This is a genomic window from Streptomyces sp. NPDC102437 (assembly GCF_044765565.1).
Taxonomy (GTDB): domain Bacteria; phylum Actinomycetota; class Actinomycetes; order Streptomycetales; family Streptomycetaceae; genus Streptomyces.
This window is the reverse complement of sequence record NZ_JBIWKI010000017.1, coordinates 148,320-161,050: the sequence shown is the minus strand read 5'-3', so window position 1 is coordinate 161,050 and position 12,731 is coordinate 148,320. Positions and strand designations below refer to the sequence as shown.

14 protein-coding genes and 1 pseudogene are annotated in these 12,731 nt (G+C 68.5%); 8 read left to right on the top strand and 7 right to left on the bottom strand.

Features of this window, described 5'->3' with window-relative positions; translation table 11 throughout:
- Window positions 1–52 precede the first annotated feature (52 nt).
- Window positions 53–568: a DUF402 domain-containing protein gene (locus tag ACIRJP_RS22785; RefSeq protein WP_404177028.1), complete on the top strand. Its 516-nt coding sequence runs from the start codon at window positions 53–55 to the stop codon at window positions 566–568.
- Between the two features lie 121 nt (window positions 569–689).
- On the opposite strand, the gene ACIRJP_RS22780 is transcribed toward ACIRJP_RS22785, so the two are convergent.
- The gene (locus ACIRJP_RS22780) at window positions 690–1,289 is read right to left on the bottom strand and encodes a DinB family protein (protein ID WP_404177025.1); all 600 of its coding nucleotides are present in this window, start codon (window positions 1,287–1,289) and stop codon (window positions 690–692) included.
- A 331-nt stretch (window positions 1,290–1,620) separates the two neighbouring features.
- On the opposite strand from ACIRJP_RS22780, the gene ACIRJP_RS22775 reads away from it, so the two are divergent.
- Window positions 1,621–1,785, top strand: a complete 165-nt coding sequence (locus ACIRJP_RS22775) for a hypothetical protein (protein WP_404177022.1) — start codon at window positions 1,621–1,623, stop codon at window positions 1,783–1,785.
- A gap of 580 nt (window positions 1,786–2,365) precedes the next feature.
- On the opposite strand, the gene ACIRJP_RS22770 is transcribed toward ACIRJP_RS22775, so the two are convergent.
- The gene (locus ACIRJP_RS22770) at window positions 2,366–3,568 is read right to left on the bottom strand and encodes an MFS transporter (RefSeq protein WP_404177019.1); all 1,203 of its coding nucleotides are present in this window, start codon (window positions 3,566–3,568) and stop codon (window positions 2,366–2,368) included.
- Between the two features lie 38 nt (window positions 3,569–3,606).
- Between ACIRJP_RS22770 and ACIRJP_RS22765 the strand changes: the two genes are divergently transcribed.
- On the top strand, window positions 3,607–4,203 hold the full coding sequence (locus tag ACIRJP_RS22765; RefSeq protein ID WP_404177016.1) for a CGNR zinc finger domain-containing protein: 597 nt from the start codon (window positions 3,607–3,609) through the stop codon (window positions 4,201–4,203).
- A gap of 24 nt (window positions 4,204–4,227) precedes the next feature.
- Here ACIRJP_RS22765 and ACIRJP_RS22760 read toward each other — a convergent pair whose 3' ends face one another.
- Complete coding sequence (locus tag ACIRJP_RS22760; RefSeq protein WP_404177013.1) at window positions 4,228–4,794, bottom strand: O-methyltransferase; 567 nt, start codon at window positions 4,792–4,794, stop codon at window positions 4,228–4,230.
- 158 nt (window positions 4,795–4,952) lie between these two features.
- Between ACIRJP_RS22760 and ACIRJP_RS22755 the strand changes: the two genes are divergently transcribed.
- Window positions 4,953–5,396 carry an HIT family protein gene (locus ACIRJP_RS22755; protein WP_404177010.1) on the top strand — a complete coding sequence of 148 codons (444 nt, stop codon included), beginning with the start codon at window positions 4,953–4,955 and terminating at the stop codon, window positions 5,394–5,396.
- A 39-nt stretch (window positions 5,397–5,435) separates the two neighbouring features.
- Here ACIRJP_RS22755 and ACIRJP_RS22750 read toward each other — a convergent pair whose 3' ends face one another.
- A complete protein-coding gene (locus tag ACIRJP_RS22750) occupies window positions 5,436–5,777 on the bottom strand; it encodes a DUF5713 family protein (protein ID WP_383722349.1) in 342 nt (113 codons plus the stop codon).
- Between the two features lie 145 nt (window positions 5,778–5,922).
- Window positions 5,923–6,447, bottom strand: coding sequence for a hypothetical protein (locus ACIRJP_RS22745; RefSeq protein ID WP_404177006.1), 525 nt, complete (start codon window positions 6,445–6,447; stop codon window positions 5,923–5,925).
- 135 nt (window positions 6,448–6,582) lie between these two features.
- On the opposite strand from ACIRJP_RS22745, the pseudogene ACIRJP_RS22740 reads away from it, so the two are divergent.
- Window positions 6,583–6,792: pseudogene (locus tag ACIRJP_RS22740) on the top strand (MFS transporter); the annotation flags it as partial.
- Between the two features lie 196 nt (window positions 6,793–6,988).
- On the opposite strand, the gene ACIRJP_RS22735 reads toward ACIRJP_RS22740, so the two are convergent.
- Together ACIRJP_RS22735 and ACIRJP_RS22730 are read right to left on the bottom strand one after the other, a co-directional pair.
- A complete protein-coding gene (locus ACIRJP_RS22735) occupies window positions 6,989–7,921 on the bottom strand; it encodes an aminoglycoside phosphotransferase family protein (RefSeq protein WP_404177003.1) in 933 nt (310 codons plus the stop codon).
- A 169-nt stretch (window positions 7,922–8,090) separates the two neighbouring features.
- Entirely contained in the window at window positions 8,091–8,762 is a 672-nt protein-coding gene (locus tag ACIRJP_RS22730) for a TetR/AcrR family transcriptional regulator (protein WP_404177000.1), read from the bottom strand.
- Window positions 8,763–9,002: 240 nt separating this feature from the next.
- Between ACIRJP_RS22730 and ACIRJP_RS22725 the strand changes: the two genes are divergently transcribed.
- From ACIRJP_RS22725 to ACIRJP_RS22715, 3 genes are read left to right on the top strand one after another with little or no spacing between them, the layout of a single operon-like run.
- Window positions 9,003–9,551 (top strand): (2Fe-2S)-binding protein, encoded by a 549-nt coding sequence (locus ACIRJP_RS22725; protein ID WP_404177114.1) that lies wholly within the window; start codon window positions 9,003–9,005, stop codon window positions 9,549–9,551.
- Window positions 9,548–10,540 carry an FAD binding domain-containing protein gene (locus tag ACIRJP_RS22720; protein WP_404176998.1) on the top strand — a complete coding sequence of 331 codons (993 nt, stop codon included), beginning with the start codon at window positions 9,548–9,550 and terminating at the stop codon, window positions 10,538–10,540. Before ACIRJP_RS22725 ends, ACIRJP_RS22720 begins: the two co-directional genes overlap by 4 nt.
- The gene (locus ACIRJP_RS22715; RefSeq protein ID WP_404176995.1) at window positions 10,537–12,729 is read left to right on the top strand and encodes a xanthine dehydrogenase family protein molybdopterin-binding subunit; all 2,193 of its coding nucleotides are present in this window, start codon (window positions 10,537–10,539) and stop codon (window positions 12,727–12,729) included. Before ACIRJP_RS22720 ends, ACIRJP_RS22715 begins: the two co-directional genes overlap by 4 nt.
- Window positions 12,730–12,731: the final 2 nt, after the last annotated feature.

The window sequence follows — 12,731 nt, the reverse complement described above, 5'->3', positions numbered from 1 at the left end:
CCGGGAGGCAGCCGCTGGTATTTCGACAGGGCTGTCGGGTAAGCCTCTTGGTGTGATCACAAAGTGCACCTCCGTGCTGGTCGACATCCGGAAATACGACGGCAGCCTGAGCGCGCGGTGGACTGCTGTCCGGCTGGGTGAAGACGAGCACGGGGTGTGGTTGGGCACGGCGCGGGGTGTCCCCGTCCGTTCGGCCACGGGCGGCCGGACGAGCCGGTTCGCCTACGTGATGTTGGTGCCTCGCGCTGAGTGGTGGACAGCCACGTTCTGCGTGGACCCGGGCCCCGAGATCTACTGCGACGTGTGCACGGCACCCGAGTGGAGCCCGAGCGGGGCCGTGCTGCGCATGGTGGACCTCGATCTCGATGTCGTGCGGCTCCGTGGCGGCGAAGCCCATGTCGAGGACGAGGACGAGTTCGCCGCACATCGAATTAGCTACGGCTATCCCGCAGGCCTCATCAGCAAGGCCCGGCAGACGTGCGAGTGGTTGATGAAATCCTGTCGTCGTGGGGGGAACGACGTCGAACCCTTCGCCTCGGCGTACCGCTACTGGCTCGGACTCCTCTGACCTCCTCCGGCGGCTCGGGGCACCGCCCTTGCCCTGTGATGCGACCCAGTGCCGCCGGGTCGGGAACAGAACAGGGCAGAACAGGGCAGCGCAGGGCAGGGCAAGGCAGGGCAGTGTCGGGTCAGTTGTCGCCGACTTCTCGCGCCACGCCCTCCAGTCGCCGCCGGTGCTCCTCCCACCATGCCTGATCGCCTGGCGGGAGACTGTCCTGGCCCTGCGTGTACCCGACACTTCCATCGATGAGCTCGCGCACGATGTCGGCATGGCCTGCGTGCCGCTGGGTATCGGAGATCACGCGCACCAGGATGTGGTGCAGTGTCACCTCGCTTCGTTCGCTCGGCCACCACGGGACGTGACCGATCGCGTCAAGTGTCAGCGTCTCGATCGTGCTGTTGGAGTGCTCCCACGCCTGCTGATAGAGCCCAACTATGTCATCGCGCGACTCGTCTGCCGTGGCCCACATGTCCGAGTTGGGTTCTGCATCCTCCGTGTACCACCAAGACGGAGGCTCCTCGTTGAAGAACGGCCGCCCGAACGTGTCGCCGAAGTAACCCAGTTCCACGCCGGCGAGATGCTTGACCAGCCCCAACAGGTTCGTTCCCGTGGGGGTCAGCGGGCGACGGATGTCGTATTCCGAGAGCCCATCGAGCTTCCACAACAGGGCGTCACGCCCGTCTTGCAGGTAACGGAGCAGGTCCGCTTTCGGATTCGGTTCGATCATGCCGAGCAGTCTTGCATCCAGCACTGACAGCCGGGCTCCCCAGCATCATCAGCGTGCCGCGGACCGGCCGCGCGGCCGGAGCAGCCTCATGGTCGCCCGAGCGGCTGGGTGGGTTGGCCGGACGGCTGGTGGCTGTGCCGTTCGCGTGTGGTCGCAGACGTACCACTGTGGTCTCGAAGGGTGGCAACGGGCCGCTGCGGGAGGCTGGCGCTCCGGAGGCAGGCAGGAGAGGGCGTGTGAATGTGCGCAACCGTCGAGGTGCCCGGGGCCCCGTGGTCGGCATCGGGGAGCGGACGGCCGGCGATGCTGGTGTTCTGGGACCGCCCTGGCCGTGGTGCCGGCGTTCTCGCTTGCGCAGGGCTCGTGGGAGTGGTTCTTCACCTATCTCGGGGTGACGCTGCTCGCGGTGGTCCTGTCGTTCGGCCATGTGCCGGTGTGGACGCCGGATCGACGGGCGACCTACGGATGGAGCCTGGCAGATTTCGGGCGCTGGTAGTGGGTCTGTGCGTGGCACTGACGCTGGCGCCGGCACTGGGCGCTGGGACTGGCTGTTCCCGATGCCGGGCGCCCGGCACGGGTGCGTGGAGTCCGGCCGGTACGAGAGCCTGCGGACGCAGGCCGCTCTGGGGAACCTGGCCGGTCGTGATGCCGACGCGCTGGCCCATACGCAGCAGATACAGAGCCGCCAGGCCGTCGCCGACTGTCTCGCTGCGACGACGACACGTTGGGTGCCGGTGTACGCGTTGGGAACGGCTCTGCTGGTGGGTGCGGGTTCGTGGTCATGGGAGCGGGCGCGGGCCCGGAGGGCGACAAACTGATCCAAGGGCCCTGATGGGTGAGCGCCGTGTCCGTCGGAAGGTCCCTGGCCGGGTCACTGAAGGCACAGCCCGTGTCAGGATGCTCGGCATGTCCGGTCGTGCACAGAGCTTCGGAGCAATGGCTGAAGCCTACGAGCAGTTCCGTCCGGGCTACGCCCTGGAGCTTTTCGACATGGTGATGGCGTACGCGCGTCATCCGGTTCGGACTGCCCTCGAGATTGGCGCCGGGACAGGCAAGGCGACCCGCCTGTTCGCTCGTCAACGCGATGTCGCACGGTGCCCGGACGAGCCGACTTTCGTCGACGGGATTACAAAAAAGGCCAGTGCCGCAAGGGCCGCCACACACGCTGCGAGGGCCAAAGCACCTTGAAGGGACCAGGTCGCGACCGGCCCGGCCACCGAAGCCCCCAGGGCGAATCCGGTGATCTTCAAGCTGGCTCCGGTGGTGAAGATCTGGCCACGCAGGTGGTCCGGGGCTTCCCGGTGGCGGATCGCGAACAAGGCGGCAAGTCGGGGACCTTCACCGATCCCGATCACCAGTACGGCCATGATCACCGGCGCTGGTTGCCCCACCGTGGCCAGGGCCAACCCGGCAGCCTGGACCAAGGCACTGGCCCAGATGACCGTATCGGGGGCGAGTGAGCGCGGAAACCTCGCGAGTACGGCGTTGGCGACGAGAGCGGAGACCGCCGCGCAGGAGAGCAGCATCGCGCCGCGACCGGCTCCGCCCAGGACACGCTCGCCGAGGAGCACCATGCAGGCCGTCAGCATGCCTTGCGCAATGCAGGAGACGACCGAGGTCAGGGTCGCCCGAGCCAGCGGAGGTTCCCTCATGACAACCCGGATTCCGGCAGCGAGTTCGCTGAACACCGAACTCGTCCGGCTGCCTCGCCCCCGACCATGACGGGCCGGAAGCATCCAGGCGCCGGGCAGCGCCAAACCGATGAGCCCTGAGGAGACCACGACGGCCGTCGGCGCTCCCAGCACCTCCGCCAGGCCGCCCGCGAGAGCCGGACCGGCCAGACTCGCCGCACTGAACGTCATGGCATCGAGCACGTTCGCACGGGGCAGCCCGTCACCCGGTACCACCCGAGGGAGCTGGGCCGTCCATCCGCCCGAGAGGGCCGGCCCCAGCAGCCCCGTCAGAACCGCGATCAGGAAGGGGACAGTGAACGGGAAACGGCCGAGCCCCACGAGGATCGCTCCCAGGCCGGCCGCGTACAGGCCTAGGGCTCCGGCCAGCAGGCGGCCCGGTCGTTCCGCTCTGTCGAGGAGCGCCCCGAGCAGCGGCCCTCCTACAACGGCGGAGATCGTGATGCCCGCGAGCAGCGACGACGCGTCGGTGGTAGATCCGGCCGACGCGAACCCGGCCAGCATCAGCGCCGGTCCTGACATCTCGTCCCCGGCACGAGCCGCCGCTGCTCCGACGAGGTAGAGGCGGAGCGAGTAACGCGATTTCATGAGCAACACGTTACGGAGGTAACTCAAAACCTAGCAAGATGCGTTACATTGCCCAGGTGTCTTCCCACATCGACGACTGGTCCACCCGGCACTCCGTACTGGCCGTGGCTCGGCGGACCGCCGCCCTGATCAACGTTCTCGATGCCGAGCTCCCCGACCCGAGCGAAGTAGCCGATGTGCTTCGCTCGTACGGCGAGACAGGCGTCATCGCGCTCACCACTCACGATGTCGCCGCGATGCGTGCGGCTGCCGCCTTATTGCGGGGAGTCTTCAGCGTCGATACCGCCGACGGAGCGGCCGCCCACCTCAATCGGCTTCTGGGGGAGCACACGGGACCTCTCCGCCTCACTTCGCACGGCGGCAGCTCCCCCTGGCACCCCCATCTCGACAGCGACGACGATGCCACCTGGGACGAATGGCTCCTCGCCTCGTCCTGCATGGCCCTGGCTGTTCTCGTCTGGGACCGCCAACGCCCGCCCGGCAGGATCTGCACGTCGTCCAGCTGCCGGAACGTTTTCGTCACGCAAGGCAGCGGCCCGGAACGCCGCTACTGCTCCCGCCGGTGTGCAACCCGCGAACGGGTCTCAGCCCACCGACGCTCCCGCTCCGGCGAGCAGTCGGGCGAGACCGAGTAGGCAGGACATCGCTTCCCTTCATGGCTAAGCGCGGCGCGTCCCAATGACCACTGAACTACCCGGTGTTGTGAGCACCTCGGTAGCTTCCAGGTCTGGATGAGTGAGGTAGAACAGGCGAAGTTCATCCACTTCACCCTCGAAACGAGGTGGCCAGCGGGACGAGGGGGTGAAGTCGTCCAGGATGAGAAGGCCACCAGGAGCGAGCTGCTCGACGACCCGCTGCGGATCATCACGCTTGCCCCCGCCGTCGCAGAAGAAGACGTCAAAGGGGGCGTGCTGCTCAAGCAGCCGCCAATCCCCCATGAGGACGCTGACGCGCGGGTCGCCCGCGAAGACGGCGGCCGCACGGCGGGCCAGGTCCTCGTCACGCTCCACGGTGACCAGGCGCGCACCGGCGCCAAGTCCACTGTGCAGCCAAGCAGTACCCACCCCCGATCCGGTGCCGCTTTCCGCGATGACTCCGTCAGGTTTCGCAGCAGCGGCCAGGCTGAGGAGCCTGCCCACTTCAGGGATGCAACTCTTCTTGAATCCTGCCTCGGCGGCGGCACGTTCTGCAGCCACCACACGAGGCGGAACGACACGTTCTGCCATGGTCACGTCCCTTGCTCAGAGTGAAACATGACAATATTCGCCGACGAAGACGTCCATACAGTGTTTCTCGCATCGGGCGGGATGGAATTCGCTCGCGCTCGGGTGAGTTCTCTGATGTGGTGATCGGCACTCGGTACTTGGAGCGTGAGGAGCGGCTTGTGGCAGGCGACGAATGTGTCTTCTGCGCGATAGTGCACGGCCAGGCGGATGCCAGCATCGTTCACGAAGACGAGTCGGTGGTCGCCTTCATGGATCTCCGGCCCGTCAACCCTGGTCACTTGTTGGTCGTTCCCAAGACGCACGCGGCGGGGCTGGAGGATCTTCAGGAGGACGTCGGCGTCCGGGTCTGGAAGGTGGCCCACCGGCTCGGGCGGGCGTTGCATCGGTCAGGTCTGCGGTGTGAGGGCGTCAACCTGCTTCTCGCGGACGGCGAAGCCGCGTTCCAGGAGGTTTTCCATGTACACCTTCACGTCATCCCCCGCTTCACCGGCGATCCGTTTCGCGTCGACTCCGACTGGCGTGTTCATCAGCGTGAGCAGCTCGACAAGACATCCGCTGCTGTCCGCAACGGTCTTGCCGCACTTGACACCTCGCCGCGTTGAAGTCCCCACCGCCCCAGCCACCCGTTCATCGCCCACCGCTCACCAATCCCTGGCGGCGATCAGCTCCTCCACGTCCGCGTCCGGGAAGCCGTAGGCCGACGCCACGAACCAGAAGTCCTCGGCTATCTCCTCACGCGCGACGGTCTCGATCTCACTGCCTGCCGCCTCGAACTCGGCCTCCAGTAGATTGAACTGCTCCGTCGCCGCTTCCGTGAGCACATACAGGGCCTGGAGATCCACCGGCCGCTCTGCCTCGATCCGCTCGCACAGGTTCAGCAGAATCGCCGTGCCCTTGTCGAGGACGTGATCCGGAAAGTAGTCGTCCGCGTACAGCGGCCGCAGAAAGGCGCGTTCAGTCACCTGCTGGTTCGTGATCGGCATAGTGCCCCATCTCCTCGAAGAGCCAACATGCCGATCATGCACCACACCACTGACAAGCTCGGCGCCAGCGCGGGACCAGCACGTTCCCAACGCGCCTCGGCAGTTCCGGCGTGGGAGGCCGGTCGGTCAGCCGCCGCTCATCCGGTCAGTCGGTGGCATGCTCCTTCAGGAAGGCGCCTGCGTGGGCGGCAGCCTCCTCCTTCGTCGCGTAGTGCGCGGTGCCGTCCTCGCCGCAAGTTCCATCGGCTCCCCGTCCGGCCCACTTCCAGCCACCCGATGACGGATCCCGGGAGACTTCGGCGCTGCCACCGCACAGTTCGATGAAGCTCGTCCCCGCTGCCGCGGAGGTCGGCCTTTCGATCGCTTTGGGCCATTTCTTGCGGGCACCCTGCCGGGTGATACCCCAAGCAGCACCCAACTGCTCGTAGCTCGCACCGTAGGAGCCCGCGGTTCTTGCCGCAATTGCCGTCAATCGCTTGACCTCCGCGTCCACCACCTTCCAGGCGGTGAGGATCGAGAGCGTGACGTCGATGGGGGCGGCGTCCCACATGCGCTCTTCAGGAAGTCCGGTCGCCCGCGCACGCATCGCCGAGGCGAGTGGGTTGAGGGCGTCCAGAAGAGCCTTGTCGAGGGCTGCCTCTTCCGCGGTAGTGATCTCAGGCGGCGTCATATCGACAACCATAGTTTCCAGAGATAGAGTGCGCAACTAAAGTTAACGAGTCGGTGGCCGGTCAGTGGGGCCGCACCGTCGGTTTCCGCGCCGGATGGGGCCTGGGCAACGCGCCGTCATCGCGGCCACGACTCCGTCGGCGACCACGCCGCCGCAGGCCGCGCCCTCGCCCGGCATGCCGTGGACGTGAACGCCCGCACCGTTGCCATCGGGCGCTCGCCGCGTGGGCCCGTCATGCAGTTCGCCGACGGCAGTTTCACGACCACGCTCACGCATGCCGCCACCTGCACCGTCATTCTCGTCGAACCGGACAGCACACCCCGGCCCCTGACCACGGATGCTCTGGCGGGCTGCGCAACAGCGCGGTCCGAGCCGCCGCTCCACTGCCGAGATCGCGGGCCGCAGTGCGCGTCCGGTGGTGCCGCCGCCCCGCGATGCCGGGCATCGAGGTGCCGCCGTCAGTGACCCGCCGCCCCTCCGACGGCTGTCCCGCGCGTGGCCGGCGATTCATGTCCTTCCCGCTCCCCCACGAGCTCCCGGGCTACGCACGGTCGACGAGCAACTCCGACAGGGAATCGACGAATTGCGTGAGCCAGTCCAGTCCTGCCCCTTTCCGCGCCCTACGAAATCCGTGGCGGCGGCCCCAGAACGAAGCCTGGACGGCGTGGAACTGGGCCCAGCACCGCGCGCGTTCGCGATCGACCTCGGCCGCCTCGGCGAAGACGTGCAGGGTGCGGAACAGTGCCTTCCGTAGGTCGCTCGCCTCGACGAGTGTCAGCGCCCGCGATTTGAGCAAGGTCCCGCTGTCGTACGCCGGGTCTCCTGCGTACCCCTTGGGGTCGACCGCCAGCCACGGCTCTCGGTCGGCGCGCAGGATGTTGCGAGCGTGCAGGTCGCCGTGGACGAGGGTGTCCGGCTGATCGTGGCCCAGCTCCTGGACGGTCGCCACGGCCGCGTCCACCGCGTACCGGGGCAGTGCGTGCGTCAGCTCCCTGGCGTCCTGGCGGAGTTGTGCCTCCCAGGCATCGGCCTGTTCCCGCAGCCTCGGAAGTCCACGGGGCGCGGGAACGGCCAGCGCATGGCTGATCCGGCCTGCGACTCTCGCCACCTCGTCCTCGTCCTCGAACTCCGCCAGGGTCGACGGCCGGGCTCGCTCCAGCAGCATCGCGAAGTGCTCGTCGTCGCGATCACGCAGCAGCACGGCGCCGCGTCCGTCCCAGGCCGCAAACGCGTCCGGTTCGTGGACGTTGCCGGGGTGAGGGAAGGACACCTTCACCACAGCCGTCCCCTCTGCCGGCCGTTGCACCGGCACGATGATCCCGACGCTCCCATGCATGACCTCGCCGTCCGGCACACATTCCCAGCGCCCCAACAGCTCCTCCACGATCCCGGGCAGTCCAGCGAGCCAAACCGCTCCGGGCTCGCCCTCCCGCTCGATGGTGCTCCTCGCGAACGTTTCCGGTACCTCGATCATCCCCGCACCCTACGCACCGGCCGATTACGGAACCGGATCGGCGGACGCCTTCCCCGTCCCGGCACGGACGCCGTCGAAATCCGGTCATCTCACGGGAGACGTGCGCGATTCCGGACGCGCCCCGGCGGTGGCTGACAGCCCGTTGCCACTGCCCAGCGTTCGGCCGCGATCACGTCCCACCCGCCGCGCGAACGCCCGCTTCCGTTTCGTCCGCCGCGCGGCCTCCCGCTCCGGGTGCCCCCGCCCGCAGGCCGTCCATCACAAGGTCCAGGAGGCGCGTGGCGCGCGGCTGCCACTCGCTGTGCGGGTCGATCTGCCAGAGCCCGGCAATGGCGAGTACGAAGTCGTCGGGTGTCACGCCCGGCCGGATGGTGCCGGCCTCCTCGTTCGCGGTCAGCAGCAGTGTGACCGCCCTGGTCACCGGCCCGTGTCCCAGTTGGGCCAGGCTGCTGCCACAGTTGCTGGTGGACTTGCGCAACGCATCGGCCAGGCCTGCCTTGGCCATGGCGTACTGTGCGAGACGGTCCATCCACTCCCTCAGGGCCCGGTCAGGTGCGCGAGTACTGAGCAGCTGGGCCGCGGTGTCCGCGACCTGCTGCATCTCGAAGCGGTAGACCTCCAGGACGAGGGCCTCGCGGTTGGGGAAGTTGCGGTAGAAGGTCCCCTGCCCGACGCACGCCTTCTTCGCGATTGCGCTCAGCGGGGCGTCCGCCGCCCGCGTCAGCTCTGCCAATGCGACTTCCAGGATGCGCTCACGGTTGCGTTGCGCGTCCGGGCGCAGAGTCGCGCCCTTCCCGTCCCGCACCGAATCGCACGTCCCGTCCCGTGCCTCGTCCCGCATTTTTCCTCCTCCCGGAAGGGGCAGCCGAGTCCGGCCTTGCTGAGCGGACAGCTGTCCGCTAGGTTCGACGACAAGTGGACAACTGTCCGCTTGGACTTACCTTAGCGGCAGATCCGGCCGGTGCGGCTGACCTGTGCCCACCGTCAACGGTTCATACGTCCTCATCGCCCGCTCCCTCCCGCAATGTCCACCGGGATCGTCTTGTTCGACGCGCATCAGCAACGCGAAAGAAGGCCGATCATGAATCAATCGATGTCCAGTGCCATCACCCTGAACATCAATGGTGAGAAATACACACTGCCCGTCGACCATCGCACCACCCTGCTCGACGCCCTGCGTGAGCATCTCGACCTGACCGGTTCCAAGAAGGGCTGTGACCAGGGCCAATGCGGTGCCTGCACGGTGCTGCTCGATGGGCGCCGGGCGGTTTCCTGCCTTCAGCTCGCGGTCGCGGCGGAGGGGCGGGCGATCACCACCATCGAGGGCGTGGCCGATGGCGAGCGGCTCCATCCGGTGCAGCAGGCCTTCCTCGACCTCGACGGCTATCAGTGCGGTTACTGCACACCCGGTCAGATCTGTTCGGCCATCGCGGTGATCGAGGAACACGCGGCGGGCTGGCCGAGCGCAGCGACCGACGATGTCCGGCCGGAAGCGGGGACGCCCGTGCTCAGCGCCGAGGAGATCCGCGAGCGTATGAGCGGCAACCTGTGCCGCTGCGGCGCCTATGTGTCGATCGTGCAGGCAGTGGCGCAGGCGGCCGAGATCCAGGGCAAGGAGGCAGTGGCATGAGGGAATTCGGTTACGAACGAGCCTTTGACGTTTCCGGAGCGGTCGCTCTGATCGGATCCGCTCCCGACGCCCGGTTCCTCGGCGGCGGCACCAACCTTGTGGATCTGATGAAGACCGGCGTGGAACGCCCCGCGCTCCTCGTCGACGTACGAGAACTCCCCCTCGAAACAATTGAGTTAGGCCTCGACGGAGAGCTGCGGATCGGGGCGACCGTCACCAACAGCGATCTCGCGGCCCACCCCGACGTACGGCGTCACTACCCGGCATTGGTGCAGGCCGTGCTGGCAGGCGCCTCGGGGCAACTGCGCAACATGGCCACGGTCGGCGGGAATCTGCTCCAGCGGACCCGTTGCGGCTACTTCACCGACATCAGCAGGCCGTGCAACAAGCGTTCCCCCGGAAGCGGTTGTCCCGCCATCGACGGTGAGCACCACAACCACGCGATCCTCGGCGCGTCCGAGCACTGCATCGCCACCCATCCCTCGGACATGGCAGTTGCCCTCGCCGCCTTCGACGCCGTCATCTCGTACGAAACGGCGGACGGACCGGGCGAGTTGCCGATCGACGGGTTCTATCCGCCGGTGGGTGAAACGCCGCACGTCGAGACCGCCCTCCCGCCCGGCGCCCTGATCACCGGCGTCACTCTGCCGCCCGCGCCGGTCGCCGCCCGCTCGCGGTACCGGAAGGTGCGCGAGCGCGCCTCGTTCGCCTTCGCGATCGGCTCGGTCGCCGGTGCGCTCGATGTCCGGGACGGTGTCGTACGCGAAGTGCGTCTCGCGCTCGGGGCCGTCGCATCGAGGCCATGGCGGGCCCGTGCCGCCGAGCAACTCCTCATCGGCGGACCGGCGGGCGCGGAGGAGTTCGCCGCTGCGGCGGATGCCGAGCTGGCGGCCGCCGAGGCCCTTCCCGAGAACGGATACAAGGTGACCCTGATGCGCAACCTCATCGTGGCCGTGCTGACCGAGCTCGCCGAGGAGGCCTCCCGATGACCACGACGACCGGGGTCGCCGCCCTGACCGGTGCTGTCGGCTCCGCCCGTACCCGGGTGGAGGGCCGCGACAAGGTGACCGGGGCGGCCCGCTACGCCGGGGAGGTTCCCTTCACCGAACTCGCCCACGGCTGGCTGGTGCTGTCGACCGCGGCCCGCGGCCGGATCCGCTCGGTGGAGGACGGCCCCGTCCTGGCCATGCCCGGCGTTCTGACCGTGCTGCACCACGGAAACGCTCCGCGCGTCGACATCGATTACATGGGCATGCTGGGGCGGCCGAACCCGGTCGTCGGGATCTTCCAGCACGACCGCGTGCCCTTCGCGGGCTGGCCGGTGGCGTTGGTGGTGGCCGAGACGTCCGAGCAGGCCAGGGAAGCCGCCGAGGCTCTGGTGGTCGAGTACGACGTGGAGACGCACGATGTCTCGTTCCATGCCGGCCGTCCGGATGCCTACACACCCGAGAGCACCCCGATGGTGCAGGCCGAGACGGAGAAGGGGGATGTCGAGGCCCGACTCGCCGCCTCCGCCGCCGTCGTGGACGCGGAGTACACCACTCCGGAGGAACACCACAATCCGATGGAGCCGCATGCCGCCACGGCCCGCTGGGACGGCGGCCGGCTGGATGTCGTCGACTCCAACCAGGGCAGCAGCTGGGTGGCGAGTGAGCTGGCGCAGCTCTTCTCCCTCGATCCGGCGGCCGTACGGGTCCGGTCGGAGCACGTCGGGGGCGCCTTCGGATCGAAGGGGCTGAGCCCGCATCAAGTGGCGGCCGTGATGGCCACGACCGTCCTCCACCGCCCGGTCCGTGTCGTGCTGACTCGCCGCCAGATGTTCTCCCTGATCGGCTACCGCAGCCCCACGGCGCAGCGGATCCGGCTCGGCGCCGACGCCGACGGCCGGCTGCTTGCGTTCGACCACCAGGCGCAGAGCCTCACGTCGACCGTGCACGAGTTCGTCGAGTCGAGCGCCGTCCTGGGGCGTGTGCTGTACGACGCCGATGCGCATCACACCCTCCACCGGCTCGTACGGCTCGATGTGCCGACCCCTACGTGGATGCGCGCACCGGGCGAGGCGCCCGGGTCCTTCGCCCTCGAATCGGCCCTCGACGAGCTGGCCGAGAAGTGCGGCGTGGACCCGATCGCTCTCCGCGCGCGCAACGAACCCGAGACGGGTCCCGTGTCCGGGCTGCCGTTCAGCAGCCGCAATGTGCTCGCCTGTTTCGAGGAGGGCGCCCGCAGGTTCGACTGGGCGAACCGGGATCCTCGTCCCGGGCTGCGCCGTGAGGGGCGCTGGCTGCTGGGGACGGGAACGGCGGCGGCGACCTACCCCTCAGGGGTGGGGCCGTCCACCGCGGCCGTGACGGCCGAACCGGACGGCAACTTCACCGTACGGATCGACGCGGCGGATGTCGGGACCGGGGCGCGGACCGCGATGGCTCTGGTCGCCGCGGACGCGTTGGGAGTGGATCCGCAATCCGTCCGGGTTCGCATCGCGGACAGCGACCACGGCCCGGCGATGATCGCCGGCGGCTCGATGGGAACGCGCTCCTGGGCGTGGGCGGTGACGATCGCCGCGGACGAACTGCGGGAGCGGCTGGCGCCGGGCGGCGGCATTCCGCCGGAGGGGATCACCGCCCGGTCGAACACCGCCGAGGCCATCGGCGCGCTCAGCAAGAAAGAGCGCCACTCCTTCGGTGCGCAGTTCGCAGAGGTCGCGGTGGATGTGGACACCGGTGAGGTGCGCGTACGACGGCTGCTCGGCATCTTCGCCGCAGGCACCATCGTCAATCCGCTCACCGCCCGCAGCCAGTTCATCGGCGGAATGACCTGGGGGCTTTCGATGGCGCTCCACGAGGAGGCGATCAGGGACCGGGCCTCGGGCGGCCATGTCGGCGCCGACCTCGCCGGCTACCACTTCGCCGCGCACGCCGACGTGCCGCTCATCGAGGCCGCCTGGGTGGACGATCCCGTTCCGGGCGATCCGGTCGGCATCAAGGGCATCGGCGAGATCGGCATCGTGGGAGTCGCCGCCGCGATCGCCAACGCGGTGTGGCACGCGACCGGCGTACGCCACCGGGAGCTTCCGATCCGTCCGGACCGCGTCCTTCGTGCGGCGGGCGAGGCCCGGGGCGGCGGGGCGGCGGACGAGGCCCGGGGTGGCCGGGCGGAGGGAGGAGCCCGGGGTGCTTGACA